The organism is Sphingomonas sp. Leaf62, assembly GCF_001421915.1.
In the GTDB taxonomy this organism is placed as follows: domain Bacteria; phylum Pseudomonadota; class Alphaproteobacteria; order Sphingomonadales; family Sphingomonadaceae; genus Sphingomonas.
The window spans coordinates 20832-47347 of the sequence record NZ_LMLN01000027.1 but is presented as its reverse complement, the minus strand read 5'-3'; the positions used below and the strand labels follow the sequence as shown (position 1 = coordinate 47347).

The window sequence follows — 26516 nt, the reverse complement described above, 5'->3', positions numbered from 1 at the left end:
ATTAAAGCGAATTTTTATTTTTTGTGATGGATGCTGGCGACGGTCTGCCGGTTGATCCGGTCGCGCTCTGCATCCAGCACCCAGCCCCATTTTCCGAAATATTGCGTCAGGCTGGTCAGGGCATAGATCCATTGCCGCCAACTACGCCGCTTAAGGCTGCGATATTCGTGCGTAATCGACACGCTTGGGTAGAAGAGTGTCTCCGACACCATGTGAAGCCGGCGTGACAGGTCCAAGTCCTCGGCATACAGAAAAAAGCGCGGATCGAACCCTTCCACCTTGTCGAGATTAGCGCGGCGCATAAACATGAAGCAACCCGACAAGAAAGGGAAACTAGCGATTTCATCGTAGCTCCAGTCGTGCAGTTCGTAACGGTCGTTGAGCCGCTGTGCCCATTTTGTCCTACCGAAAAACCGCCGCCCGATCAGGGTAACCGGATTCGGCAACAGCCGGCACAGATGCTGCAACTCACCATCCGGATAACGCACCATTGGCATAACTAGCCCGGCGGTCGGGCGCGAGTCCATGAAATCGACCAGTGCATCGATGACGGAGGCGTCGAACTCGATGTCGGAATTGAGTACGAGATGATAACGGCAGCGGCCACGCGACCGCGCGATGGCCAAATTGTGCGCACGGCCATAGCCCAGATTGCGGCCTGGCGACAGCCGCTCGACCATTAGCCCGGCGGGTAGCTGCAGTGCGTCGGGCAGTGTCCCGGCATTGTCAACGATCGTAAGCACCACCGCCACGTGTGCTTGCGCCAGCGTGGCAGAGAGCCGTTCGATCTCGCTGGCTGATGTCTTGTACGCGACGACCGAGCACCAGACATCGACCATGCCCTCGGGAATGATGCCATCAGGCAAAGAACGGACTCCTCTGAGGGACGGCGTGAGTCAGGCGAGGCACCGTGGTTACTGCTGGCGGACGCATATTGGTGATATGACGTATCAACGCGACCGCATCGTCGAAGAAGGTGGCGTGCTCCCCGAAGAACTCGAGGAATACCGGTGAACGCAGCAGGAACATCGGCACACCCAACGCCGCAGCCAGCCCCATGGGACGGCCATAGCCCTCCGCGCGTGCGGCGCTGACCAGATAGTCGACCCCGTTGAAGAACGCTACCGGCCCGACATCGTCGGACGGCATGACGGTCAAGTCGATCCCCGGGAAGTCAGCTTTCAATTCGCGGACATAGTCGTTTTCTGCCCCATACAGCAGGAACCGTACGTCGCGTGTCCGCTCCAGCGCAATCGTCGCGGCGAATATTTCGGTATAGTTCTTCTTGCGCGAATCTGTGCCAACCAGACCGATCCGCAACGGCATGCCCGGCTCGGCGGTACGCGCGGAGGTTTGTTGCAGGTCGACAGCTGGGAATGCGCTGTCAAAGAAGATCCGCTCCGCCGGAATGCCGCACTTCGCCAGAAACGGCATCGCGAGCGAGCGGTTGATGATCCCGACCCGGCATCGTGATGTCCTCGTCGCAAACGTGAACAATGCGCGCTTCAGGGCGCCCGTCCGTCCGGCGAACGGATAATCGTCGTAGAAAGCAATGGTCTGGTCAGGCACGAACGGCAACGGATGCGAGGTGAAGGTCACGACCTTCTCACGAGACCGCCGCAACAATTTAGCAGTCACGATCCGCCGTACCGCCGCACCGCGCTCCGTCTCCGCAACGGTGACGTCAGGCAATTCCTTGCGGACCAGTGGTGCGAGCCGGGGGTTGACCAGAACAGTGACGGACGTGGTACCCACCGTCCTGATCTTATCGATCGCATACCAAAACATACCGTTGGAGGCATTAAGGTTGGCAAGACTGACGATCATTGCTCACCTCTTGCTGCGCCGGGAAGCGGTGATGGCAGTGGCGCGTTGTCCGCCCGCACCGATCGCAGGATACGCCCAGCCTGACGGAACAGGTAGGAAAACACGACCACCACGAGAACCAAGTTCCAATAGGTCATCGGTGAGTTCTTGATCGCCAGTAGTGCGATAAAGGACCCGATCGGGAACTCCGCAGTGTCGAATAGCCGCTTCGTGAGAACAAACACGATCGTCATGTATAATGCGATGCACACGAACCCGAACCACCCGGCTCGGATAAATTCGGACATGATGAAGAAACCACCCATTGGTGGATAGGGCTGGTTGGTCAGCGCCTCGATGTAATTTCCCAGATATGTACTGGAATCGAGCAGGTCGGCGGGATAATCGAACCGCTTGGCGATCACCGTCACCAAGGCGGTCGCTGGTGCGAACAGGGCCTGGATCGCGGGAATGGAGAAGTTCAGCCCGTCTTCGGGAAGCGACAGTACCTGAAAGACACCTTGACTGCCCAGATACCCCTCGCCGCCAATTGCGAATGTAATTGAGTGGAGAAAGCCGTAATTTTGGTCGGACCTGATTGCCGCTACCATTAGTCCCGCTACTAGTGCCGGGACGATCGCGATCCAGTTGAAATTGGCAAGTAGCACCAGCATTGCGATCAGAAAATAGGTGCGGGACTGATCGAAGAACATCAGGATCGCAGTGCCCAGCACATAGATCATCCGCTTAGTCACGCTCATCCGGTCCTGTCGGAGATTGATGACAATGACGAACCACAAGACCCGGAACACGGCAGAGATGCTGCCCTCGAAGCCTTCACGGACATCGACCCAAGAATGCTCTCTTAGCCAGACGCACCCACCCGCGAACACGGCGATCACGATGATCGGATGGACGGGGATCGGTTTACGCGTTGAGCTGATGTTGCGGGTACCATAGCCGACGATGGCGACGATGACGCCAAGCATTAGAGCCCCGGAGACATATTCCCGCAACATGAAAGCCGGCCACGGCGGTACGCCGAACAATTCCGGATTGGCTGGAACCACGCCGTAGATCATCACCAGCGCGACGGTCAGCGCCACCGCCAGTACGTGTGCGGTCACGACCTTGCGCACCAAGATCACGAGCGCACCTGCGCGCCATTGGTCAGGAAGATTTCGGCATAGCGACGCGCGGTCGTCTCCCATCGAAATAGCTCGGCTCCGCCGTTCACGAACCGTGCCGGTGCTGGATCAGTCGCCAGAAAGGCCGCGATGTCTGTCGCTGCGGCGTCAGGCTTCGTGAAGTCCACGAAACGGATACCTTCAATGAACTGTCCTAGTTCCCGGAAGACCGGGATGTCCGCGGCGATGATCGGTGCCAGCCCGACCGCCTCAATGACGGGCAGGCCGAAGCCTTCGTAATGCGAGGGCATGATAAATGCCCGGGCGCCCGCCATCTGCGTGGCGAGTTCGGCATCGCTTAGAAAACCCAGCAGATGACAGGCGTTGTTGCTTCCGATTGCCGCCAGCGTCGCCGAGGCGCCCCAACTATGCGCACCCGTCAGCCGCAGTGACAGCATCGGGCATCGGACCTGCAACTGCTCGAAGCAGCGGATAAGGCCGTCGATGTTCTTGCGTGGCTCGATCGAACCTAGCGAGAAAAGATAGGGTGCGTCGGGCGTGGCACTAGCTTGCCCCGCCCCGTCGTGGGCGGTCGCCATCTCGTCCACGGACAAAGTACGCGCGCCTAGGTACACGACGTCGATATCGCGTCGCTGTGGTTGGACCAGCGACAGCACGTCGTCGCGGGTCGCGATGCTGTCCGCGATGATCCGGTCGGCGCGATGGATCGACGGCTCGACCAGCCATTTCGAGATTCGCCGATTCCATGTTCCCATCGATTCCGGCATGATCCGATGAACCAGGTCGTGAACGGTCAGGACGCTGCGCAGGCCGGCGCGCTGCCGCGGCAGCACATGCGCAGGGCCCCAGATCGTGTCCGCCCCTGCCCGCAGCGCCAGCGTGTTCAGCCGAGCCATCATCCACAGCGATCCCGGCATACGGCTCCAGGCGTGGTCGATAATGGTCGCGATCGGTGGCAGCACATGCCCGGGATGCAGAGGGCGATTGCTGAAAAGGATCATTTTCAGGTCGTCGTGCGCAGCCAGTTCGCGCAACGTTTCGGCCAGGAACCGCGGAACTCCCTTGCCCGTTTGCGCCAGCGTCCGCGCATCAACCGCGATGACACGACGCGGCCGTCCCGTTGATGACAGATCTTTGCGAGAAACAGGCATCATCAGGCAAGTACGATCAAGGAATGGGCGGATATTTGCGTCATCGATCTACCTGCTGTTCACAATTCCGGACGGGATCGCGAACGACGCTTCATTCCGCGGCCATGCACGCAATCGGCGATCATGGCAACCGGCGTCGCGGTGTCTTGCCTTTGCCAAAATATCGTAGCGTAAGTGCGTCAACCGCGATCGCCGAAGCTTCCTGCATGGTCATCTCGGCGTTGCGCGCAGACCGTCACATTCATGTCGAGTGGGCGGCGCTCGCCATAGAACAGCGCACCCAGTGCAATCTCGACTAGCCGTCGACCGGCAAGAGTGACTGGCTTGATGGCTGAGCGTAGCAAGCCCTCGCCGCGCCAGCTCACCGCCGAATTCCACCCGCCGACCATCTCTAGCCCGGCGACACTACAAGCTTGTGAGAAGGATGTGATGGACAGCAGGGTAAGATGCGTGAGGTCTGCCGACTGGTTCATCGCGCCGAACGGGCTGGCGCCGTTGGGAAAGCGCGCGAGCAGGCGTCCACCGGGTTTGAGTACAGCGCGCACCTTGCGCAGCATATCGATAATGTCGGGCTTATCGAGATGCTCGAAGACGTCCATTGCGCACACCAAATCGAAATGCGCTGTTGGTAAATCAGACACGTCACCGCTACGGATCGTCAGACCTTGTCGTTCGAGTGCGGTATCATGTTCGTCTCGTCGTTCAATTCCCCAGCATTCATAGCCAAGAGATTGGAGATGGAGCAGGAAAGCTCCGGTGCCAAAACCGATCTCTAGCACCCGTGCGGGTGGGTTGACGCCCGTGCGCGCTAGTTCGATGGCAATTAGCCGGCGTTCCTGCACCGAAGTGCCACCAGACCAGCCTTTCCATTTGTCGTAATCACCGTAAACATCGTCAAGCCACGTCTCTTTGTTCATCACAAACCCCTAATGTCCCGGCGGTAATAGCGGCGGAATATCACCACCGTCCAAGGCAAATTGAGAAATAGCGTGACACAGGCATAGGCCAACACCAGCGCATCGCCGCCGTGCCGCGCTCCAGCAATAGCGGCAAGCAGTGTCGTGCTGCCGATAGCTAGCGAAGAAAGTACCAGCGGCTCCTCTTTATGAGCCCGCATGTACGCCGCCATTGCATAGATGATCGTGCCCAGCACCGCGTTGCCCGCCAAGAGTACGGTCGCCAGCACGGATGGAATGCGTTGAGCCAGAAACATGCCTTCGCTGCGCGCAACCGCGAGCACCACCACTACCGCAAGTGCCATAGCCACTGACACTCCAGTTGCACTCGCTGCAGCGCGCACGAACTGTGCCCTGAGCGCCTTATGATCGCCGCGCGCGATGAACTGACCGAAACGCGGCACACGCGCGCTGATCCAACTCATTCCCAGCGCCTGCACTGCTCCAAAGACCTGCAGCCCCAGACCGATCCGGCCGGCCGGTTCCGGCCCCTGCAGGGCGAATGCCACCGGCACGATCACCTGCGAGGCGAAATAGCCGCCCAGCCAAGCTATCGCGACGCGCCATTGCAGGCCGAGAATTTCGGCGCGCCATGGCGTATGATCATGTCCGGCGGCCGGATGATAGGGGGGGATGGCTCGGTAAGGATTAGCGCGCCCGCGCAGCCATGCCCAGGATACCAGATTGGCCGCAAACGGCACCATCATCGCACTCCATAGCCCGGCGCCGGCGGCGAGCGCGGTCACCAGTAGCACATAGCCCGCTATACTTTGCACCAGTCGCACCCCCGCTACGGCCCCTGTCCAGCCCGCGCCCTCGACGATTGCTAATCGCGGGCTCAGGATGAGGTTAATGCCGGTGGTGACGACCAGAGCGATCCATGGCCCCAGCCATTGCTCATCGATTTTTGCACCGAACAGTACAAAATAGCCTGTGCCGACCAAAACAACGATCCCGATGAATGCTCCGCCAACCCATCGATACCAGCGCGTGACAGTCGCCTTTACATAAGCAAGCTTGGCGACATGTGGGGTGAAGCCGATTTCCGTAAGCCGGTCGAGATTGACATAGGCAAATTCGTGGCTCGAGATCTGCGCTACGGTTTGCGACAGGCCAAGGTCGAAGAGCGCCTGCAGCGCAACGATGCTCAAAAAGGTGTAATAATAGCCCTGGCTCTCCCCGCTCAGAAAATGCGGGATAGTGATGACCGTGACGATTCCAGCGAGGATCGTCCAGAGGCGGAAAATCAGCACCTTCAGCACGTTGCGATCTAGATCGAGGGTGCGGCGAACGATCATTAGCATGGTACGGGAGAGGGCCTCATGAGCTAGGGGCGCTTGCCGCCGTCACAGCGGCGGACTGCTAGCGCAGGTTTCCATGATGACGCAAATGAATGGGAAGCGAACTGCAGCGCTTCCATCCCGTGCATCGTCCACCCGTGAATTTTCAAACAGTCCTTAAATTAGGCTCTCCGCTTCGTTACAAAGAACTGTTGCTGCTTCCGACGCGATCGGTGCCTTGCCAGTCCCGCAACGCCCGACGGGTAGTTATACTCAAGTGTCCTGCTCGGTGCATCGACGATCGACGCCGCCCGGGTGCTTGGGAAAAACCGGCACCGTGCAACGGGATTGAAGGTCGTCGCACCGCTGCTCATCGCGCGCCGTGCCCACTCACCATCGTCCGTAGCGTTCGGACCGAGATGAGCACGTCGAGCCAGAACGATAGATTCTTGACGTAGTAGAAGTCTAGGTGAAGCTTCTCGCTTACGTCGGCTACTTCCGTCACATGGCCTTGGTTGATCTGGGCCCAGCCAGTAACGCCTGGTTTGATAAGGTGGCGATAATGGTAAAAAGGAATTTCCCTTTCGTACCAGCGACTTAAAGGGAGCGCCTCGGGGCGTGGACCGATCAGGCTCATCTCGCCGCGAATGATGTTGACGAGTTGCGGCAATTCGTCGAGCCGACTGCGGCGCAGAAAATGGCCCAGTCGCGTGATGCGTGGATCGCCGACCTGGGTCATCGCGTTTTTCAGCAGCTGCAGGTCGGAGGCTGCTGAAACCGGTGCATCGACGCGCATAGTTCGCATCTTGTAAATGGTAAACGGCTTACCGCGGTATCCCATCCTCTGCTGCCGAAAGATCGCGGGCCCCGGTGAATCGAGCCTCACCATCAGTGCCGTTATCAGCATTATTGGAAACAGCACCAGGAAGAGGGTCGTCGCGGCCAGTATGTCTGCCGCTCCCTTTAGCTTTAGATAGACGTCGTTGGGATTGAGCGCGCCGAGCGTGTTCTCGGACAGATGCTCGATCTCTACCCGGCCCGACAGTTGCTCGACCACCTGCTTGAAATGATAGACCGGGATCGCGCGCAGCACGTAACGCGTAATCTGCGTGTCCCAGAAATCGTCATGGTCGGCGCGCAGATCGACGACGATCGCATCGACGACGATGCTGTCGGCCGTATCCTCGGGATCCAGCAGAATCCAATCGACCTTGTCGAACGTCGGCAGTTGCAGCGTTGCCGCGCTCGGCACCACGCCGACCCGCAATCGGCGGTGCAGTGCTATCTTTTGGTGGATGTACAGGTACAGCGCCAACGATAGCAGATAGCTGCTCAGGAATTGCAGTCGGCTGTAGTCGATCCGCATCATGAAGAAACTGACCGCCAGGACCGCGAAGGTGGTCGTAAGCGATATAAAGATATAGCTGCCTGCGGCAATTCCTGGGAAAATGTGTAGTCGGCGATAGCCAAGTACACCAAGGATTAGTGCGACAATGCCGCCGAGCGCGGTGTTGTATTGCGTTGCTTGTACGATTGGAATGCCGGTCGTAATTTGCCGAACCGCCATTGGCAATAAAATGGCTACGATAATTCCAATGAGAATCATGTAACGAAGGCGTAACAATGCGGCTTTCTTCTGGTGTGGATATGTTCCCTTTCGATTTGAAGGGGTAGTCGACACCAGAGGTGCCGCGGGGGACGAAATGCGAAGCGGCATTGTTGATCTACGCTGAAGCCGGAGCATGTTTTGCTCCTCTTCGGTCACCCGCTATCAAAGTAGCGTGTGCGATGCAACATTCGCTTGGAGCACAGCTTTTGCCAACCGGTGCGTTTGCGTAGTAGGGCCATCGTCGGTCGTGTGAGGAGTGTTTAGCCTGGTGTTCAATCAACGATCGCGGCCTAGGCCGCGGTTCGCCGCGAGCCCGGCGTTCCTTATTCTGAGCGCGTTGATGTTTGTGCTCTGGCTCGCCGGTGGAGGGTCCCGGCCCGATTTGCTGGGGCAGGTCGTCGTGCGCGTGGTGACCTTTGCGTCATTGGTCGTTGCGATCCTGATTGGGCTGAAGCCATCGCTGAAGGCGACGTGGCCGGTCGGCGCGATCTTGTTGGCTACGCTGTTGCTGCTGCTCGTGCAGTTGGTACCGCTTCCGCAAGCGCTATGGATGGCGTTGCCCGGTCGGGGCGACTTTGCTTTCGCGCAAGGGTTGGGGGGCGTTCCGCAACTTTGGCGACCGCTGGCCATTGTTCCCGGCGCTACAGTCAACGCGTTCTTTTCACTCTGCGTGCCATTTGTCATATTGTTGCTCATTTCAAATATTAAAGAAAACGAGCACCTATGGTTAATGGATCTGCTCCTATTTTTAGTTGTGGGTTCAATGATACTTGGTATCATACAGTTCTCAGGGGCGATTTACAATAATATTTTTGTGAACGATACTTCTGGTCAGGTTAGCGGTAACTTTGCTAACCGAAACCATTTCGCACTGTTTCTTTCAATTGGCTGTATGATCGCGCCCGTCTGGGCTTTCGGGGGAAACGGCGGCGTCCGCCGACGCGGACCAATCGCACTGGGATTGATATTGTTGTTCGTCCTTATGATCCTTGCGAGCGGATCGCGTGCAGGTATCGTTACCGGTGCAATGTCCCTGTTAATAGGATCAGTATTCGTGCGTAATGGGCTGCGGCGGGTATTTTCCCGTCCTCCTCGCTGGATTTTTCCGGCGCTGATGATCGGTACCCTAGCTGTCGTAATGGGCATTGTGCTGTTGAGCATAGTGGCTGATCGCGCAAATTCCATTGATCGGGCCGTCGCACTCGAAACTACCAGCGACATGCGGACCCGTGGGCTCCCGGTCGTGCTTCACATGATTTCTTTGTATTTCCCGGTTGGGGCGGGAGCTGGTGGTTTTGACCCGTTGTTTCGAATGCACGAACCATTTTCGCTATTGAAGGTCACCTATTTCAATCACGCGCATAATGATTATCTGGAGATCGCTCTCGACACCGGGCTTCCTGGATTGATCCTGCTTGCCGTTGCGCTGGGATGGTGGCTCATCACCAGCATACGGGCTTGGCGCTCGCATGATAATAAACTATTCCAGCCTCTGGGATCGGCTGTTCTGCTTTTGGTTTTCGTTGCCAGTGCGTTCGATTACCCGGCCCGCACCCCCTTAATGATGGCGGTTATCGCCGTTGCCGCGATATGGCTGACAAAGGCTGAAACCGCATTGCGCTCAGCTTTACCCGGCGGTGCCCAGCAACTATAGGCCACCATATTCCATATGCATCCCGGACTCCCCAAGCGCATGCGCAAGTTTTATATCGTCCTTTTTATGGCAGGCGTCCTTGCTGGATGCGTCCGGCAGGAGCCATTGAAAACGACCGAACGATTGACCGTTGTCGAGGGCAGTTCGGTCCTGCCTCCGCCAGGGCGAAGCGATCTGACGGCGGCGGACCGTCCGGCCCTGATCGGCCCTCTCGATACTGTCCAGGTCGACGTCTTCAACGTCCCGGATCTCAGTCGCGAGATACAAGTGGACGCGAGTGGTCGCATTGCTATGCCACTGGCCGGTACGATCGATGCACGCGGCAAAACCGCAGAGGAGCTCGCCGCCACAATCGAGGCGGCGCTGCGGGCAAAGTACGTCCGTGACCCCAGCGTAACCATCAACATCAAGAATTCGGTCAGCCAGGTCGTTACAATCGACGGACAGGTCGTCGAGCCGGGACTATACCCCGTCACGAACCAGATGACACTAATGCGTGTAATTGCATCAGCCAAGGGATTGTCTGAATTCGCTCGTCAAAATGACGTGGTGATCCTGCGCACGGTGGGCGAGCGTCGGATGGCCGGCCTCTACAATGTCGCGGCCATTCGTCAGGGTGCGTATGACGATCCGCCAGTATATGCCAACGACGTAATTGTCGTCGGTGATTCCCCACAGCGTAGACTGTTCCGCGATTTCGTGTCGCTGTCTCCGCTGCTGGCAGGCCCGCTCATTGCGATCCTGCAATAAGGTTTCGTACCACATGAACATGACCGCTTCCCGTCCGCAACAGGACGCAATTACACCGTTGACCAAACCAATTTTGGGCGACGTACCCATAGTACGCCAGTATTTACGTATCGCGCTTCGATGGCGGTATGTCATTCTGGGCACGATGGCTGCGTGTGTGTTGCTCGGGCTGATCGTAACCTTGTTGATGACCCCGCAATATACTGCGGTCGCTACGATCGAAATATCGCGCGAATCTAGCCAAGTTACCAATATTCAGGGTGTCGAGCGTGAAGCTAGTCTGGCCGATCAGGAGTTTTATCAGACGCAATATGGATTGTTGCAATCGCGTTCTATTTCTGAGCGAGTTGCAACTCAGTTGCGACTGATCGATGATCAAAAATTCTACGAGCTATTTGCCGTATCGCGCGATGACCCACCGTTTCAAATTGTTAACGGGCGCTATCCATCGAATGGACGCGCCGATCGGCAGCGTATAGCAGGCGAAATTCTCCGTCGTCACCTTAGTGTCGAACCGACTCGATTGTCTCGTCTCGTTGATATTCGTTTTACCAGCCCAGATGCCGAATTCTCGGCGAAGGTTGCTAATGCTTGGTCAGAGGCCTTCATTCAGACGAACTTGGAGCGTAAGGTACAGGCGACGTCCTATGGTCGTAACCTGCTTCAGCAACAACTGGCCCAGCAAAAGGAGCGACTTGATGAAAGTCAGCGCCAACTGGTCGGCTATGCCTCGCGGGAACGCATCATTAACCTACCTGCGCAGTCGAATGCTGATGGGTCTACAGCGGAACGTTCAATCGTTGCCGACGATCTTGCCTCGCTCAACACCGTGCTGAGCCAAGCGACGGCCGAACGCATTGCCGCCGAGGCGCGGTACCGAGAGGGTGGTCGTGCCGGTGCGTCATCGGAAGCGCTTCGCAACCAGGCGATCAACACGTTGCGCCAGCGCCGTGCAGAATATGCCGCCGAATATCAGAAGCTGCTGATCCAGTTCGAACCGGAATATCCTGCCGCACGGGCGCTCAAGTCGCAGATCGACCAGCTCGATCGCAGTATTGCCAACGAGGAGCGCCGCGTGTCGGGTTCGCTTGAAACCGATTATCGCGGTGCGGTCGAGCGCGAGCGGGCGCTACAAGCACGGGTCGAGCAGCTCAAGGGCAGCTATCTCGATCTGCGTCGCCGCTCTATTCAGTACAATATCTACCAGCAGGAGGTGGATACCAACCGCGCCCTGTACGAAGGTCTGTTGCAGCGCTTCAAGGAAATCGGCGTAGCGGGGGGCGTCGGTGTCAACAACGTGTCTGTCGTCGATCAGGCCGATGTGCCGCAGAAGCCGTCGTCACCGCGCTTGCTTGTCAACCTCGCCATTGCTCTACTTGCCGGTTTCGGCATCGGGGCTGGGCTGGCACTTGCACTCGAACAGATGGACGAGGCGATCGCCGATCCGAGTGAGGTTGAGCGGCGTCTCGGCCTGCCGCTGCTGGGGTCGGTGCCGAAGGTCGATGGCGTCACGCCCAAGGATGCGCTGCTCGACCGCAAGTCCGATCTGGTCGACGCCTATCTTGCGATTCAGACCAACCTTGCCTTCACCACCGAACATGGTGTGCCGCGGTCGCTGTCGGTCACTTCGACTCGCCCGGCCGAGGGCAAGTCCACAACCGCCCTTGCGCTCGCGACGATGCTGTCGCGCAGTGGTAAGCGGGTAATTCTGGTCGATGGCGACATGCGCTCGCCCTCCGTCCATCATCTAGGCGGAGTGAGCCACGATCATGGCCTCAGCAACTTCCTAGCCGGGCAGGACGATATTGCGCCGCTGACCTTCGACATGAGCGACCTGGGCTTCACCGCGATGTCGGCCGGGCCGATTCCGCCTAATGCTGCCGAACTGCTGACCGGCAACCGGTTGTCGCTACTGATCGAACGGCTGCACGAGCATTTCGACCACATCGTGATCGACAGCCCGCCGGTGATGGGGCTGGCCGATGCGCCGCTGATCGCGAGCCGAGTTGAGGGTGTGGTCTATGCGGTGGAATCGCATGGTATCCGATCGACCCTGGTCAAGACCGCGCTGGCTCGGCTTGCCTCAGCCAATGCCCATATTTTCGGCGGTGTGCTGACCAAGTTCGAGGCGCGCAAGGCGCATTACGGCTATGGCTATGAATATGGCTATGGCTATGGCCGTGACAAAGCCGCGGAGGCTAAGGGCTGATGGCAAAGCGACGCGTTGCCCGTCCCCGATGGTCGGCGACCGAATGGGGGGTGCGCGGCACGCTGGCGATCGCAGCGGCGGGATTGGGCACGGTATCGGTCGCGCATTCCCTGGCCTATACGATGCGCGGCAGCGCGCCGGCACAGGCGCACGCACTGGCGCCATGGGACGGACGGATCACCGCGTTGCTGTCGGAGCAATTGTCGGCCCCCAATGCCACGCCTGCCGATCGTGGACGAGCCGACGAACTGGCGCAGCGCGCGCTGCGTCAGGACCCGACCGCGGTGGCGGCGGTCGCGACGCTGGGTATCAACGCGCAGGTGCGTGACGATACTGCAGCGGCACGACGTATCTTCGCCTATTCGGAGAAGCTGTCGCGGCGTGACTTGCGTACCAGACTGTGGGCGAATGAAGATGCGGTGGCGCGAGGCGACATTCCGGGGGCGCTGCGCAATTACGATATCGCGTTGCGTACCTCGCGGATCGCGCCGGATCTATTCTTTCCAGTGCTGGTCAACGCAATAGGCGATGAAAATATTCGAGTGGCATTAGCGCGTACGCTGGCTGGACGTCCCCCTTGGGGCGAACAGTTTATTATGACGACGGTAAGTAACGCACCTGATTCACGAGCAGCTGCTGATTTGTTATATCTATTGCGTTTAAAGCGGGTGCCGTTACCAGTCGACGCATCTTCGATATTAACGGAACGCTTGATTCGCGAAGGCTATTTCGACGATGCTTGGCGCTTCTACGCAACGTTTACACCAGGTGTAAAACGTGAAGAAAGCCGCAATCCGAAATTTGCTGTTATCCCTGGCGCGCCCACTCCTTTCGATTGGATGCCGGCAACCGATGGCGGGATCATCGGAACCATTCAACAGAGTGGTCAAGACGGATTTTTTGATTTCTCAGTGCCGACGAGTTTAAGTGGGCCACTTTTGCAGCAAACGCAAATTTTGCAACCCGGTGGTTATACCTTGACCGGGCGGAGTAGCGGGATTGAGCAAGGCGGTAGTGCGCTACTTTATTGGGTGCTTGCTTGTGCCGAAGGGCGCGAATTGGGGCGGGTTACTGTACCAAATTCATCACAGAACAACGGCCGCTTCAACGGCCATTTTGTTGTCCCTACAAATTGCCCAGTACAGAAATTGCAGCTCGTCGCACGACCATCGGATGCTTTACCGGGCGTGAGCGGACGGATTGACGAAGTGCAACTATACGCGAAAAGGCGTTAAGATTGAGCGGCGCATGGATTACGCTATGAGTAGCAAGATGCCTGTTATTTTGTGCCTGTTGCTGCTCACAGCTGCGCCTGCCATGGCGCAAGATCGCTATCAGGACGATACGTTAGACCAAGCCGGGCCGCTTCAACAGCCGCTTCCCCAAACCCGCCAAGGCGAAACCACCCGATCAGCGGCCGGCCAGACCGGACAGCGTCAGACGCGCGAGGAAGTTGCCGCCGAAGCCGGGATCGAGCCGATGGGGCGGATCAACGGCCGGATACAGAACCGGGTCCAGTCGCGCATCCGCAACCGCATCGATCGCTATTACGACCCGCAGGCCAATGCGACCTCGCCCTTTGCGGTCGCCGACGATCAGGCGCGTACCGCCGGGCGTCCACGCCGGTGATCCAAGGTGGGCGGAATGGTGCTCCGTCCGACTATTTCCTACTCGAAAGCACGAATAGTCGCCGCTCTGTCCGGCGTGCGTGTACGGGCAGGTCCCGCTTCCCATCGCATCTTCGTGCTTTCGAGTAGAATAGCCCCATGACCCGCAAGCCCCCTGCCCCGCGCACGCCGGCCCGCCCACAGGGCGATCTGTTCCGGCTCGACAGCCCGCTGACCGCCGAAATCCGGGGAGAACGGTCGCTGATGGCGTTTCCGTTCTTCGCGCTCGCCAAGAATGCGTGGATGAAGCCGCTGACCTATCAAGCAAATGCGATATCGATCGAAGTACGCCCGTCGGCCAGTGGCGTTGCGACTATCTATGACAAGGAAATCGTGCTGTATATCGCCAGCCTGATGCTAGCGAAAATTGAGATTGGCGAGACGGTCACGCAGGATTTCGTCTTTACAGCGCATGATCTGTTCACGGTGACCGGGGCCAATCACTCGGCGCGGTCGTACGGTCGACTGTCGGAGGCGCTGGAACGACTGCAGGGTACGCAGATCAAGACCAATATCGAGGCGGGCGGCGAAGGCGAGGAGGGCTTCTTCTCGTGGCTGTCCGAAGCCAAGCTGCACTATTCGCGCACGCGGGGCGGCGAGCGGCGGCTGAAGGCGGTCAAGGTACGCCTGTGCGACTGGCTGTTCCGCGCGATCCTGCTCGACCGGCACGTGCTCGACTATGCCGCCGCCTATTTCCAGCTGGGGCCGATCGAGCGGCGCATCTACGAAGTGGCGCGCTCGAGCGGTGAGGACCGGTTGGAAACCGACCTCGCGACCTTCCGCCTGCAAATCGGCTATCAGAACCCCCTCGCTAATTTCCGCAATGCTTTGAAGCAGATAGCAGCATCCGACAGCATCCCCGACTATCACCTCGAGCTGATCGAACAGGAAGCCCCCGAAGGCGAGGCCCCCCGGCGCGGACGGCGCTCGACCCCGGTGCAGGTGGTACTGACCCGCCGGCCACGCGCGCTCGGCAGCGATGAGGCGGGTGATTCGGATGCGAGCGAATCGGTGGACGCTCCGGCCGCGTAATTCCTATTCGAAAGCACGAATGCGACGGGGTATTTGCTACCCGAAAGCACGAACGTACCGCCATATTCCTATTCGAAAGCACGAATCGTCGGCGGTGATTTGCGCCGAAACGAACGTAATTGTCGCTTTCCTACTCGAAAGCACGAACCGGGAACGCTTCCGATGTTGGATTTGATCTGCAAAGGTCGCTTGAAACCGGCAGCAGGGCCGGCAGCAAGGGAATTGGCCGTGACCACATAAAGGAAAGCCCGGCACGAAGGCCGGGCGTCCCAGGTTTTGGAGCGACGTCGCCAAACGTCGAACCGGCTCTACAGGCCTTCTCCAATACCTCCGATCGCTTGTCGGTTCAAGGACGCGCGTTTCGCGCCACGTCCCTTTTTTGCTTGTTTGTCGCGGCCCCGGACAAGGGGGACGATGATGGCGCTTATCCTGGCGCAGGCGATCGCGCGCATGGCCGATCCGGCACATGGCAAACGGCCACGCAGCGGCGGCGTGCACCGCACCGGCGCACCCGTCCGGCGCGGCAGCGTCGAGGCGGGCACGGTCGAGGACCATTTCTTCGCAGTGCCCGCCAAGGGCGAGACCGACCGGCTGCTGCGCATGGCACGCGCCGCGCTCGATGCCGGGCGGGCGCGGCGGCGCGCGGCGCGCAGCGAGGGGCGGATGCTGACCGCGGCCGAGACGGTGCTGTGCCGCCTGACCGCCGGCGCGGTGCGCGTGTTCGAGGAGATCTGCACGCTGGCGCGGCTGAATGGGGGGCGGGTGTTCCCGACCTATGACCATCTGGCGAAGGCAACCGCGCTCGGCCGGGCGACGGTGGCGCGGGCGCTGGCGGCGCTGGAGGCGGCGGGGTTCCTCGTTCGTCAGCGGCGCTTCTGTCGCAACGTCGGCGCGGGGCCACGCTATCGCCAGACGTCGAATATTTATCGGGCGCTGCTGCCGGGGGCGTTGCTGCGGTTCCTGCCACGCCGTTTCCATCCCGCGCCGCTTTCCGACGACACCGTGGCGCACCAGGCGCAGACGGCAGCCGAGCTTGCGGCGATGCGCGCGACGCTCAGCTGTCGCGAACTGGCCGAGGTCAGCGTCGGCGGTGCGCTCGGCCGGGTATTGGCATCGCTGGGGGCGGCGATCGATCGTGCCGCCTGCGAGTCTCATTTCGATCCGCAACCACTCTCTGAATCATTTGAACGGACCACAAATGTCGTCGGCCTCGCCGGCCGCCGGCATCGAGCCTGACGGCTATGTCGAACACCAAGACATCCAACCATACACACACCTCCCACGCCGATCGTGCGGAACGCACCGGCTCCCGCCGGCGCGATGCTCTCCGACGAGAGCAGGCGGAACCGTGAGTGGCCCAATGTTACATACTATTGCCCGGGAATGGCAGATTTGCCCCACATCGATCGATCGTATAACGCGTTCTACAAGAGGATTTTCCGGCGCGGTTCGAACCGAACACGGCGTTCCCGCGCGCTCATCTTCCAACGGATCCATTCCATGCAAGCACCCTCCGCACCGGCGCCACGCCGGTCCCGCTGGCGCAAGACCAAGATCGCGCTCGGCATCGTCGTCGTGCTACTGCTCGCCGCGATCGCCTTCCTGTTCCGACCGATGGCCTCGCCCGCCGGCCCCGCGCCCGACAATGACCGTCCACTCGACATGGTGGTGATCGGCGGCGGGGTGATGAGCGTGACGCTCGCCACCTATCTGCAGGAACTCGAGCCGAATTGGCGGGTCGCGCTGTTCGAACGGCTCGACAATGTCGCCGAGGAAAGCTCGAACGGGTGGAATAATGCCGGCACCGGCCATTCGGGCTTTGCCGAGCTGAACTATACCCCCGAAAACCCCGATGGCAGCATCGATACGAGCAAGGCGGTGGTGATCGCCGAACAGTTCGAGGTCGCGCGGCAATTCTGGGCGCATGAGGTGAAGACCGGGCGTCTGGGTGCCCCGAACGGCTTTATCAACCCGACCCCGCATATGAGCTTCGTGTGGGGCGACGCCAATATCGACTATCTGCGCAAGCGGCAGGCGGCACTGGTCAAGAACCCGTTGTTCTACGGCATGGAATATACCCGGGACCCGGCGAAGATCCGCGCCTGGGCACCGCTGGTGATGGAAGGCCGCGATCCGAACCAGAAGGTCGCCGCGACCTATATGCCGATCGGCACCGACGTGAACTGGGGCGTCATCACCCGTCAGCTCGCCACCGCGCTGACCAAAAATCCCAATTTCGACCTGAAACTGCGCCATGAGGTTCGCGGCCTCACCCGCGGGGCCGACGGTATCTGGAACGTGACGGTACGCGACCTGACCACGAACAAGGACCGCACCGTGCGCGCGCGCTTCGTGTTCATCGGCGCGGGCGGCGCGTCGCTCAAGCTGTTGCAGATGTCGGGTATTCCCGAGGCGAAGGACTATGGCGGCTTCCCCGTAGGCGGCCAGTTCCTCGCGTTCGAAAACCCGGCGCTGACCGCGCGCCACGACGTGAAGGTCTATGGCAAGGCCGAGGCCGGATCGCCGCCGATGTCGGTGCCGCATCTTGACGCGCGCAAACTGGACGGCAAGTCGGTGATCCTGTTCGGGCCGTTCGCGCTGCAAAGCACGAAGTTCCTGAAGAACGGATCGTGGCGCGACCTGTTCAACAGCGTGTACAAGGACAATGTCGGGCCGATGATGGCGGTCGGCGCGGAAAATGCCGAACTGGTCCAGTATCTGGTCAAACAGGCGATGCTGACCGACAAGGATCGCCAGGCCGAGTTGATCAAATATTTCCCGAACGCCAAACAGGGCGACTGGAAGCTGATCACCGCCGGACAGCGGGTGCAGGTCATCAAGCGCGACCCGAAAAAGGGCCCGGTGCTGCAGTTCGGGACCGAAATCGTGACCGACAAGCAGGGGACGATCGCCGCGTTGCTCGGCGCGTCGCCCGGTGCCTCGACCTCGCCCGCGATCATGCTGGAGGTGCTGAAAAAGGCGTTCCCGCAGCGTCTGGCGAGCATCTGGACGCCGAAGATCGAGGCGATGATCCCGTCCTATGGCCGCACGCTCAACGACGATCCGGCCTTCACCAACCAGATTCGGCGGATGACCAGCGAGACGCTGAAGTTGCCGTTCGTCGAGGTGCCGGCGGGTGTTCGTGCGGGTGCCGCCGCCGCCCCGGCCCCGGTCGCGACCCCGCCCACGCGCAGCCTGAACCGCGAGCAGCAGGCGATGTGACGACGGACGGCGTAGGGAGATCGCGTCTCCCTGCGCCGTCCCGCTCAATGCGGCACGACGCCCAGCTCGACGCCGGTCTTGTCATGTAGCGCGAAGCGATCGACCAGATCGGCGCTGGCGCGGTTATAGCCGATCACCGCCACCTCGGCACCGTTCTGGCGCAGGCGGGCGACGATCTTGTCGAGCGCGTCGACCCCGGAAATGTCCCAGAAATGCGCCGCGGTGACGTCGATCGTCACCGGCACCGCGCCCTCGATCGCAAAGGCGCGGCGGAAGCGGTCGACCGAGGCGAAGAAGATCTGCCCCGTAACCCGGTAGGTAACGCCGCCATCGCCCGCGACCCGCGCAACCGCGAACATCCGCTGGACTTTCCCGGCAAAGAACACGCCCGACAGCAGCACCCCGGCCAGCACGCCCAGTGACAGGTCGCGCGTCGCGACGACGACGGCGACCGTCACCAGCATCACGATCGACGAGGTTGGTGGATGGTGACGAAGGTTACGCAGCGAGTTCCAGCTGAACGTGCCGATCGACACCATGATCATCACCGCGACCAGCGCCGGCATCGGCACGCGTCCGACCCATGGCCCCAGAACCGCCAATAAAAACAAAAGGAAAGCCCCGGCGGTAAAGGTCGACAGCCGGCCGCGTCCGCCCGAGGTCACGTTGATGACCGACTGCCCGATCATCGCGCAGCCGCCCATGCCGCCGAACAGGGCGGCGACGATGTTGGCACCGCCCTGACCCGCGCATTCCTGCCGCTTGTCGCTGTCGCTATCGGTCATGTCATCGACGATCTGCGCGGTCAGCAGCGATTCCAGCAGGCCGACCGCCGCCATCGTCAGCGCAGTGGGCAGGATGATCCGCAGCGTGTCGAGCGTCAGCGGCACCTGCGGCCATGCGAAGCTCGGCAGCCCTTGCGGAAGTTTCCCCATGTCGCCGACGGTGTTGACCGGCAGGTTCAGCGCGATGCTGATGACGCTGAGCACCAAAATCGCCACCAGCGGCGACGGCACCGCCCGCGTCACCCGCGGCAGCAGGTAGATGATGGCGAGGCCGCCCGCGATCAGCGCATAGCTGTGCCACGTCACGCCCGTCAGCTGCGGCAGCTGCGCCAGGAAGATCAGGATGGCGAGCGCGTTGACGAAGCCGGTGATGACCGATCGCGACACGAACTGCATCACCCGGTCGAGCCGCAGCAGCCCGGCGGCGATCTGGATCAGGCCCATCAGGATGGTTGCGGCGAAGAGATATTCGACGCCGTGGTCGCGGACCAGGGGGCCGACCAGCACCGCGACCGCCGCGGTCGCCGCCGAGACCATGCCCGGCCGTCCGCCGATACAGGCGATGGTGATCGCGATCGCGACCGAGGCATAGAGGCCGATGCGCGGATCGACCCCGGCGATGATCGAAAAGCCGATCGCTTCGGGGATCAGCGCCAGCGCGACGACGATGCCGGCCAGCAGGTCGCGGCGGATCTGTGCCGCTCCGCCGAACCATTGGCGGCGATAGGAGGTAAAATCGAAGGTCATGGAAAATCCACATCAAGCCACATGGCACCCGATCGGGCGCAGGATTTCAGGTCATGTGCGATGTTGTCCGGCGGATCGGCGGCCGGAATAGCCACCCGGAATTGCACCGGGTCCTTGCGAATGCCGTGCCCATAGCGGGCGATGGGGCGGACAGGCAAGGGGCCGCGGCCCGATCGCCGGCAGATCGAACGAAACCGGGCGCGGCCCGGCCATCGTCCCGCCATGGGACGATCCCGCCCGCTTCTCATTTTGGGCAGGTAGCAGGATGCCACCGAATATAATGCCGGTTAGGCCGGCCCCCTGACCGCCGGACGGCGATCCGCCGGCATCCGGTTCAGGGGGGAAATATTCCATGTTACAAACGACCTATGCGTTGCTGAACGTCGACGAGATCGTCAATATCGAAGCGAACAACGTCATCGATACCCATTACAGCACGGCCCGGCGCACCGCGTTCGTCGTCGCCAATGGCGATGTCGGCGATGACAATATCATCGGCTTCGGCAAGACCGACACCCTGATCACCGGCAAGAAGATCTTCGACGGAAACGGCGACGGGTTCATCGGCTTCGGCAAGAACGGCCTGCTCGATATCGACCGGGTCAATGCGCGCAAGGCCGGCAACGATCAGCTGCGCATCACCGATGGCGAGGATTCGATCGGGGAACTGCGCTATCTCGGCGAATTCGGCGGCCAGCATGCCTATGCCGCTGCCGGCGCCCTGCACCAGTTCCTGAAAGAGCATGCGAACGGCGTGGAAGGCACCGTACAGGACGATGTGATGACCACCAAGGGCGGTGCCCTGTTCATCGACAACGCGCTCGGCCTGCGGATCGGCGACGATATCGTCACCGATTTCAATTACGGCAGCAAGATCGTCACGACCCACGCGCTGGCCGATGCGAACGAGGACGGCAACGTCGATAGCCTGCGCTATCAGGACGGTGGAAAGACCGCCGTCTTCGATATCACGTCGGGCAAGGGCGAGATCATCGGCACGATCACCATGACGGATTCCTATGCGTCGTCGGTCAGCCTGTCCGATATTACCGAAATCGGCGGCGTCGTATATTACACCTACACCGTCGAAACGCCGTAATCAGGGGGTGATGACGCCAGACCTGTCCGCTTGTCCTGCGTCGCTGTCGTGCTTGTCAAAACAGCGTATCGACGGGCGGTTCGGGGCGGGTGCTTCGATACGGGTCTCCGACACGTCCGGTCCCTACTCGGCACGAACGGGCAGGTCCGATGTCATCCCGCTATGGAGCGGCTTTCGACCATGTCGTACCGCCGTCATCACCTGCGGGCGACCGCTACGCGGCGGGCCGCTTTCCCGTCCGTGGCGGCATCGCTACGCCGACCATCACGGCACCGGCATGTCACGCCGGTGCCGGAGGCTTCGATCGAACCCTGTGCCGTGCCGATGAATCATCCCCATGTTCTCGCCTGACGTCGGCGCGCCCGTTCCGGTTCGTCAGGCGACGCGGCTGATCAACCATTTCCAGCTCCATGCCGGATCGGCGGCGATGCGCGCCGCCGGGCGTCATTTCGACAGCGGCGCGCTGCTGGTGCTGCTCCTGCGCAATGCGGTGCGCTCGACGCCGGGGGGACGGTGCAGCATCTCGTCGCTGGCGGCATCGCTTCGCCGCCCGCGCGAGAGCATCCGCCGGGCGAGCATCGCGCTTGCCGGACAGGGGCTGTGCCAGGCGGACGGGGACGGCCTCCGGCTGCCGGACGGCTTTGCCGACCTGCCGGCGATGATCGCGATGCGCGACGACGTGCTGGCGCTGCTGCGGCAGATGCTGGACGGGTTCGTCCATGGCGGCCTGACCTTTCCGCGCGCGGGCGTGGTGCCGGGCGACGACGCGCTGCTGGCGGCGGCGCTCGACGTCTATCTCAGCGTGTATGAATTGAGCGAAGCGCCGCTCGTCACCCCGATGGGGCTGTATGTCGTCGGCGCGATCAGCGTGCTGAACGCCGCCGCGATCACGCACTACCCCGAACTCGGCCACCGGTACGGTTTCGCCCATACCATCCCGCCCGACGATATCCGTCGCCCGGCATCGCTGCAGGCGGTCGCGGAGATCGACGGATTTCCGTACCCGACCATCTGGCGTCACGCGACGGCGGCGCGACTGGCCGGTGCGTTGCGGCGCGTGCCCGACGGCTATCTGCTCGGCACCCGGTTTATGGACGATCCCCGGACGAACGCCGCGTCGGTGGTCAAGGTACAGCATGTCCGCCGCATCCTGTCCGATCTGATGGCGGGGCATTATCGATCGGCGGAAACCGGCACGGCGTGAACCGGTCGCGCCGGCCGCGCGCCGGAGCGTCCCTGTTCTCCATGTCCATCGGGCAATTTCGGGAAACCCATTCGGGAACAGGTTATGGGAAAGCGCATCGGACCAGACGTCTGATCGGCACGGACCGCCCGGCTGTTTTTCTGAACCTTCGTTTTCGGGAAAGCCAAAATGACCGCTTTCGCCCACTTGCAGACATCAGCGATCACTGCGAGCACTTCACTATGACCACGGTTGGCGATTGTTAACGGACGGAAAAGCCCGAATGAAAGGATGTCTAAGCGTCGGGGTACCAATCGCCATCTTAGCAGCGACAGGCGTCTACAGTGCTTTTCCGCATCCTGCTTACGATGACACGACGCTGGAAGCCGTGGCAACCGAATCGCGAAAGCTGATAGCGGCCTATCGTGCTAACGGGGCGGAGCATTATGCTAACTTGACCAGAGACAAATGGCCGCCAACTATTTCTCGCCTCGAGCCCCAGCGTGTGACGGTGACCTTAAAAACGGTGGACATCATCACGAAGCCATACTTTGACGGCGGTTGGGGGTACGGCTTTGCTCTGGACAAGCGGGACCTCGGGATGCTTCCGGAGTGCTGGGACGAGTTGGGGCACGACGTTTATTGGCATGGTCCCTGCTGATCTAATGGCAAATTACCACCAGTTGCACCATTTGGCGCCCGTCTAGTCTTGCCGATTGGAACGTCGGGTAAGAAAGGGCTGTATGACTGTCGATACCACCCGCCACTGCCGTTACATGGCCGGCCTGATCGCGCTTAGCCTTACGCTTTCAGGGTGCTGGAGGTTCGACCCGCTCGAGACCGCCCATATGCTGGAACCTGAGAAAACCTCTTACATGGCAGTAGGCCGCTATCTTACCTGCCTAAACGCGCACGTGAAGAGCGCTCAAGCTGGACACAAGCTCTCCGACGCGGAAGTCGAAAAACTAGGTTACCGTTGCAAAAAAGAACTTCGTGAAGCTGCGATCAAACGTGACCGCTATTGGTCGAGCGAAGGACGGGTAAAGGAAGGTGACATTCTTTTCTATGCACCAACCCGGGTCGAGCGCATTGCTTTGCAAGAACGCGATCTCGCTAGCACCGCGTGGTGTGAGCTTCGTGAATGTTTAACAGTCGATTGATTATCGGGGATCGGTCTCCCGTAGGATCGTCTCCCTGAAAAGGCGGACGTACCGTCCACCACACGCTCGAATGTCCGCCGTTCCGGAGGCAGGCAATACCCACAATTTGTCCGGTGATACCCGCCGAGTGCTGTCGCCGACTTGCGGCCATACAGCTTCCTGCTGCAAATGAAGAGTGGCCGTCGAGAAGATCAGATTGTTCGAATTCGCTCGAGAGCGCTGGCCGCTTACCGTGCGCGTGCTCCCTACCAACGGCTTCCCTTCATTCGCCTCGAAGCCCAACCTTTATGACCTCTATCGAGCGATTGAAGCAGCTTGCGAACCCGGGGGCGAGTGGACTGCCGAAGACGAGTGGACGGGTCTCGCGAACTGGTCGTTCCACCAAGCGCTCTGGTCGCTGGCTGAACAGTCTAGTGCGGAGCGGATCGTTTATCGCGACGAGATCTCATTCGAGATGTTCGATGCACGTATGCGTGCCAACCTACTCGACGACTGCTGGATCGCGGAGCGTCAAGAGTATGAGGATAGCCCTCTCCGGTTTCACTAACGAAACCGTCCGCTTCCCACCCAGAACCGGCCACTCCTGAAAAACCATCCCGATCGAGAAGATTTTCGACGTCAGGCTATTATTCCGACCATCGTCGGAACGGACCCCAAGCATCTGTTTATGAACATCCTTTGGCCGACCCCGCCTGTGCGGGAATATGGCAAGGGGTCGGCGATCGGTACGATCGCGGCAGACCTCCGGGAAATAGCGGGGAGCCAAACCGGTCGATGCCGGTTTTCGGGGGGTATTTTCCCTCTGTATCGGGATGGGCCGTGTGAAAAAGCGTACCGGATATGTGGCGGCGGGCGCGTTTGCCGCGGTCGTGCTCGGCAGCATGGTCGCCATCGGCTATGTCGAGGACAGGATCGGCCCGCGATCGGGGGATCGGGTGGCGCTCGGCAATCCCGTGTCCGAACGACAGATGCTGGAGCGTCGGCGCGGGCGGGTGGCCGAGGCCGCGATCGTCGGGACGACCGTGCAATAGCGTGACGACGGCGTCGCGCGGGCCGCCGCGCCCCGTCCGCCGCCTCCGTGAAACCCGGCTTGCCATCATCGCAACCACCCCGACGAAGCCAAACCGCCCGTCCCTCGTTCCGCCCTCGAACATTCGAGGGAATTGCCATGAAGATCGCCGATCTCATCACCGACACGCTGATCGCCGCAGGGGTCGAGCGGATCTGGGGCGTGACGGGCGACAGCCTGAACGCGATCAACGACAGCCTGCGCCGATCGGGCAGGATCGAATGGATGCATGTCCGGCACGAGGAGGTCGCGGCCTTTTCCGCCGGGGCCGAGGCGGCGGCGACGGGCAAGCTGGCGGTGTGTGCGGGCAGTTGCGGGCCGGGCAATCTCCACCTGATCAACGGGCTGTTCGATTGCCAGCGCAACCGCGTGCCCGTGCTCGCCATCGCCGCGCATATCCCGTCGAGCGAGATCGGCCTGAACTATTTCCAGGAAACGCACCCGACCGAACTGTTCCGCGAATGCAGCCATTTCTGCGAGATGGTACAGACCCCTGAACAGCTGCCCGAACTGCTCCACCGCGCGCTGCGCACCGCGATCGGGCAACAGGGCGTGGCGGTGCTGGTGATCCCCGGCGACGTCGCGCTGAAGGCCGCGCCCGACCATGCCCGCGCCGACTTTGCCACCCCCCTGCCCCCGCGCATCGTGCCGCAGGCGGGCGAGATCGCGCGGCTTGCCGACCTGCTCAACGGGTCGAAGGCGGTGACGCTGCTCTGCGGAGCCGGGGTCGCGCACGCGCATGACGAGGTCGTGGCGCTGGCGGCGGCGCTGCAGGCCCCGATCGTCCATGCCTATCGCGGCAAGGAATGGATCGAATGGGACAATCCCTATGACGTCGGCATGACCGGGCTGATCGGCTTTTCGTCGGGCTATCACGCGATGATGGAGTGCGACACCCTGCTGATGCTCGGCACCGATTTCCCCTATCGCAACTTCTATCCCGAAAAGGCGAAGATCGCGCAGATCGACCGCGATCCGTCGGCGCTGGGGCGGCGGGCGCAGATCGACATCGGCATCGTCGGCGACGTGCGCGAGGCGGCGGCGCTGCTGACCCCGCAGATCGCGCCCGACCGGTCGGACCGGTTCCTGACCAAGGCGCGGGCGCATTATGCCAAGGCGCGCGAAGGGCTGGACGACCTCGCCACCGCCCGCGACGGCGACAAGCCGCTGCATCCGCAATATGTGGCGAAAGTGGTCGACCGCCTCGCCACCGACGATGCGGTGTTCACGGCGGACGTCGGCACGCCAGCGGTGTGGGCGGCGCGCTACCTGACGATGAACGGGCGGCGGCGGCTGATCGGATCGTTCAACCATGGGTCGATGGCGAACGCGATGCCGCAGGCGCTGGGCGTGCAGGCGGCGTATCCGGGGCGGCAGGTCGTGTCGCTGTCGGGCGATGGTGGCCTCACCATGCTGATGGGCGACATGCTGACCGCGGTGCAGATGCGGCTGCCGATCAAGATCGTCGTGTTTAACAATTCGACGTTGGGCTTCGTCGAATTGGAGCAGAAGGCGGCGGGTTATGTCGACACCAATGTCGCCCTCAAGAACCCGGACTTCGGCGCGGTCGCGGCGCAGATGGGCTTTTTCGGCGCGCGGGTGACGCGGTCGGAAGAACTGGAAGCAACCTTGCGCGCCGCCTTCGCCCATGACGGCCCGGCGCTGGTCGATGTGGTGACCGAGACGCTCGAACTCGCCATGCCGCCCAGGATCCAGGCGGAGCAGGTCAAGGGGTTCAGCCTCTATACGCTGCGCGCGATCATGAGCGGGCGCGGGGATGAGGTGGTGGAATTGGCGAAGGCGAATTTGTTGCGGTGAGGGTGGCGGTGCTGGTCGCGTTCGTCGCGATCCGTATGCGCTTACTAATTGGTGGAGGTGGCAGGGTTTTCTTGGCGAGGGTAGAAAAGGAGGACTGTAGAGGTGTCGACATGTCGGATTGATGGCCGGTCGGAATGCCCCGTTTCGTTCAGTTGCAGACATTGCCGTCGA

General features: G+C 61.0%; 23 protein-coding genes and 1 other annotated feature. Of the genes, 14 read left to right on the top strand and 9 right to left on the bottom strand.

Annotation, left to right across the window (positions count from 1 at the left end):
- Nucleotides 1–14 precede the first annotated feature (14 nt).
- The 7 genes from ASE91_RS11205 to ASE91_RS11175 form a co-directional block, all read right to left on the bottom strand.
- Entirely contained in the window at nucleotides 15–866 is an 852-nt protein-coding gene (locus tag ASE91_RS11205; protein WP_156357804.1) for a glycosyltransferase, read from the bottom strand.
- Nucleotides 859–1827 carry a hypothetical protein gene (locus tag ASE91_RS11200; protein WP_156357803.1) on the bottom strand — a complete coding sequence of 323 codons (969 nt, stop codon included), beginning with the start codon at nucleotides 1825–1827 and terminating at the stop codon, nucleotides 859–861. Before ASE91_RS11200 ends, ASE91_RS11205 begins: the two co-directional genes overlap by 8 nt.
- The gene (locus ASE91_RS11195) at nucleotides 1824–2948 is read right to left on the bottom strand and encodes a hypothetical protein (protein ID WP_156357802.1); all 1125 of its coding nucleotides are present in this window, start codon (nucleotides 2946–2948) and stop codon (nucleotides 1824–1826) included. The genes ASE91_RS11200 and ASE91_RS11195 overlap by 4 nt, the downstream gene beginning before the upstream one ends.
- Nucleotides 2949–2950: 2 nt before the next feature.
- Nucleotides 2951–4108: a glycosyltransferase family 4 protein gene (locus ASE91_RS11190; RefSeq protein WP_056626253.1), complete on the bottom strand. Its 1158-nt coding sequence runs from the start codon at nucleotides 4106–4108 to the stop codon at nucleotides 2951–2953.
- A gap of 176 nt (nucleotides 4109–4284) precedes the next feature.
- Nucleotides 4285–5022, bottom strand: a complete 738-nt coding sequence (locus ASE91_RS18845) for a class I SAM-dependent methyltransferase (RefSeq protein WP_082453982.1) — start codon at nucleotides 5020–5022, stop codon at nucleotides 4285–4287.
- Nucleotides 5022–6365, bottom strand: a complete 1344-nt coding sequence (locus ASE91_RS11180) for a hypothetical protein (protein WP_235530449.1) — start codon at nucleotides 6363–6365, stop codon at nucleotides 5022–5024. Before ASE91_RS11180 ends, ASE91_RS18845 begins: the two co-directional genes overlap by 1 nt.
- Before the next feature lie 346 nt (nucleotides 6366–6711).
- Nucleotides 6712–7947, bottom strand: a complete 1236-nt coding sequence (locus ASE91_RS11175) for a sugar transferase (RefSeq protein ID WP_056626248.1) — start codon at nucleotides 7945–7947, stop codon at nucleotides 6712–6714.
- Nucleotides 7948–8290: 343 nt separating this feature from the next.
- Here ASE91_RS11175 and ASE91_RS11170 point away from each other — a divergent pair, with 343 nt between their 5' ends.
- The 8 genes from ASE91_RS11170 to mqo all read left to right on the top strand — a co-directional run bounded on the left by ASE91_RS11170 (nucleotide 8291) and on the right by mqo (nucleotide 18484).
- Entirely contained in the window at nucleotides 8291–9604 is a 1314-nt protein-coding gene (locus ASE91_RS11170) for an O-antigen ligase family protein (protein WP_156357800.1), read from the top strand.
- A gap of 39 nt (nucleotides 9605–9643) precedes the next feature.
- Nucleotides 9644–10354, top strand: coding sequence for a polysaccharide biosynthesis/export family protein (locus tag ASE91_RS11165; RefSeq protein WP_156357799.1), 711 nt, complete (start codon nucleotides 9644–9646; stop codon nucleotides 10352–10354).
- 19 nt (nucleotides 10355–10373) lie between these two features.
- The gene (locus tag ASE91_RS11160) at nucleotides 10374–12563 is read left to right on the top strand and encodes a GumC family protein (RefSeq protein ID WP_082453990.1); all 2190 of its coding nucleotides are present in this window, start codon (nucleotides 10374–10376) and stop codon (nucleotides 12561–12563) included.
- Nucleotides 12564–12613: 50 nt separating this feature from the next.
- Complete coding sequence (locus ASE91_RS19445) at nucleotides 12614–13798, top strand: hypothetical protein (protein ID WP_156357798.1); 1185 nt, start codon at nucleotides 12614–12616, stop codon at nucleotides 13796–13798.
- Between the two features lie 37 nt (nucleotides 13799–13835).
- Nucleotides 13836–14192 carry a hypothetical protein gene (locus tag ASE91_RS11155; RefSeq protein WP_235530448.1) on the top strand — a complete coding sequence of 119 codons (357 nt, stop codon included), beginning with the start codon at nucleotides 13836–13838 and terminating at the stop codon, nucleotides 14190–14192.
- Nucleotides 14193–14329: 137 nt separating this feature from the next.
- Nucleotides 14330–15262 (top strand): replication initiator protein A, encoded by a 933-nt coding sequence (locus tag ASE91_RS11150; RefSeq protein ID WP_056626242.1) that lies wholly within the window; start codon nucleotides 14330–14332, stop codon nucleotides 15260–15262.
- A gap of 417 nt (nucleotides 15263–15679) precedes the next feature.
- Entirely contained in the window at nucleotides 15680–16498 is an 819-nt protein-coding gene (locus tag ASE91_RS11145; protein ID WP_235530447.1) for a helix-turn-helix domain-containing protein, read from the top strand.
- Between the two features lie 264 nt (nucleotides 16499–16762).
- The gene (mqo, locus tag ASE91_RS11140; RefSeq protein WP_056626238.1) at nucleotides 16763–18484 is read left to right on the top strand and encodes a malate dehydrogenase (quinone); all 1722 of its coding nucleotides are present in this window, start codon (nucleotides 16763–16765) and stop codon (nucleotides 18482–18484) included.
- A 44-nt stretch (nucleotides 18485–18528) separates the two neighbouring features.
- Here the strand turns inward: mqo and ASE91_RS11135 are convergent, their stop codons facing one another.
- Both ASE91_RS11135 and ASE91_RS20635 read right to left on the bottom strand, forming a co-directional pair.
- Nucleotides 18529–20016 (bottom strand): SulP family inorganic anion transporter, encoded by a 1488-nt coding sequence (locus tag ASE91_RS11135; RefSeq protein WP_056626236.1) that lies wholly within the window; start codon nucleotides 20014–20016, stop codon nucleotides 18529–18531.
- Nucleotides 20013–20174 (bottom strand): hypothetical protein, encoded by a 162-nt coding sequence (locus ASE91_RS20635; protein WP_235530446.1) that lies wholly within the window; start codon nucleotides 20172–20174, stop codon nucleotides 20013–20015. Before ASE91_RS20635 ends, ASE91_RS11135 begins: the two co-directional genes overlap by 4 nt.
- Nucleotides 20078–20133 (bottom strand) — a sequence feature (sul1 is cis-regulatory element that is thought to sense ions involved in sulfur or methionine metabolism; They are found in Alphaproteobacteria). It overlaps the preceding gene by 56 nt.
- A 194-nt stretch (nucleotides 20175–20368) precedes the next feature.
- Between ASE91_RS20635 and ASE91_RS11125 the strand changes: the two genes are divergently transcribed.
- From ASE91_RS11125 to poxB, 6 genes are all read left to right on the top strand, one after another.
- A complete protein-coding gene (locus tag ASE91_RS11125; RefSeq protein WP_056626229.1) occupies nucleotides 20369–21115 on the top strand; it encodes a hypothetical protein in 747 nt (248 codons plus the stop codon).
- 337 nt (nucleotides 21116–21452) lie between these two features.
- Nucleotides 21453–22319, top strand: coding sequence for a hypothetical protein (locus tag ASE91_RS11120; protein WP_056626228.1), 867 nt, complete (start codon nucleotides 21453–21455; stop codon nucleotides 22317–22319).
- Between the two features lie 722 nt (nucleotides 22320–23041).
- Nucleotides 23042–23458: a hypothetical protein gene (locus ASE91_RS19440; protein ID WP_156357796.1), complete on the top strand. Its 417-nt coding sequence runs from the start codon at nucleotides 23042–23044 to the stop codon at nucleotides 23456–23458.
- 175 nt (nucleotides 23459–23633) lie between these two features.
- Nucleotides 23634–24005, top strand: a complete 372-nt coding sequence (locus tag ASE91_RS11115; RefSeq protein ID WP_056626226.1) for a hypothetical protein — start codon at nucleotides 23634–23636, stop codon at nucleotides 24003–24005.
- Between the two features lie 274 nt (nucleotides 24006–24279).
- The gene (locus tag ASE91_RS11110; RefSeq protein ID WP_056396951.1) at nucleotides 24280–24489 is read left to right on the top strand and encodes a hypothetical protein; all 210 of its coding nucleotides are present in this window, start codon (nucleotides 24280–24282) and stop codon (nucleotides 24487–24489) included.
- A 137-nt stretch (nucleotides 24490–24626) separates the two neighbouring features.
- Complete coding sequence (gene poxB / locus ASE91_RS11105; RefSeq protein ID WP_056626222.1) at nucleotides 24627–26345, top strand: ubiquinone-dependent pyruvate dehydrogenase; 1719 nt, start codon at nucleotides 24627–24629, stop codon at nucleotides 26343–26345.
- Nucleotides 26346–26516 lie beyond the last annotated feature (171 nt).

Coding starts and splice junctions, on each gene's coding strand:
- ASE91_RS11180 (WP_235530449.1), bottom strand. CDS start 6,365: ATGCTAATGATCGTTCGCCGCACCCTCGATCTAGATCGCAACGTGCTG.
- ASE91_RS11175 (WP_056626248.1), bottom strand. CDS start 7,947: ATGATTCTCATTGGAATTATCGTAGCCATTTTATTGCCAATGGCGGTT.
- ASE91_RS11145 (WP_235530447.1), top strand. CDS start 15,680: ATGGCGCTTATCCTGGCGCAGGCGATCGCGCGCATGGCCGATCCGGCA.
- ASE91_RS11200 (WP_156357803.1), bottom strand. CDS start 1,827: ATGATCGTCAGTCTTGCCAACCTTAATGCCTCCAACGGTATGTTTTGG.
- ASE91_RS11160 (WP_082453990.1), top strand. CDS start 10,374: ATGACCGCTTCCCGTCCGCAACAGGACGCAATTACACCGTTGACCAAA.
- ASE91_RS18845 (WP_082453982.1), bottom strand. CDS start 5,022: ATGAACAAAGAGACGTGGCTTGACGATGTTTACGGTGATTACGACAAA.
- ASE91_RS11125 (WP_056626229.1), top strand. CDS start 20,369: ATGTTACAAACGACCTATGCGTTGCTGAACGTCGACGAGATCGTCAAT.
- mqo (WP_056626238.1), top strand. CDS start 16,763: ATGCAAGCACCCTCCGCACCGGCGCCACGCCGGTCCCGCTGGCGCAAG.
- ASE91_RS11165 (WP_156357799.1), top strand. CDS start 9,644: ATGCGCAAGTTTTATATCGTCCTTTTTATGGCAGGCGTCCTTGCTGGA.
- ASE91_RS11190 (WP_056626253.1), bottom strand. CDS start 4,108: ATGATGCCTGTTTCTCGCAAAGATCTGTCATCAACGGGACGGCCGCGT.
- ASE91_RS11155 (WP_235530448.1), top strand. CDS start 13,836: ATGCCTGTTATTTTGTGCCTGTTGCTGCTCACAGCTGCGCCTGCCATG.
- poxB (WP_056626222.1), top strand. CDS start 24,627: ATGAAGATCGCCGATCTCATCACCGACACGCTGATCGCCGCAGGGGTC.
- ASE91_RS11150 (WP_056626242.1), top strand. CDS start 14,330: ATGACCCGCAAGCCCCCTGCCCCGCGCACGCCGGCCCGCCCACAGGGC.
- ASE91_RS11170 (WP_156357800.1), top strand. CDS start 8,291: ATGTTTGTGCTCTGGCTCGCCGGTGGAGGGTCCCGGCCCGATTTGCTG.
- ASE91_RS11120 (WP_056626228.1), top strand. CDS start 21,453: ATGTTCTCGCCTGACGTCGGCGCGCCCGTTCCGGTTCGTCAGGCGACG.
- ASE91_RS11135 (WP_056626236.1), bottom strand. CDS start 20,016: ATGACCTTCGATTTTACCTCCTATCGCCGCCAATGGTTCGGCGGAGCG.
- ASE91_RS19440 (WP_156357796.1), top strand. CDS start 23,042: ATGACTGTCGATACCACCCGCCACTGCCGTTACATGGCCGGCCTGATC.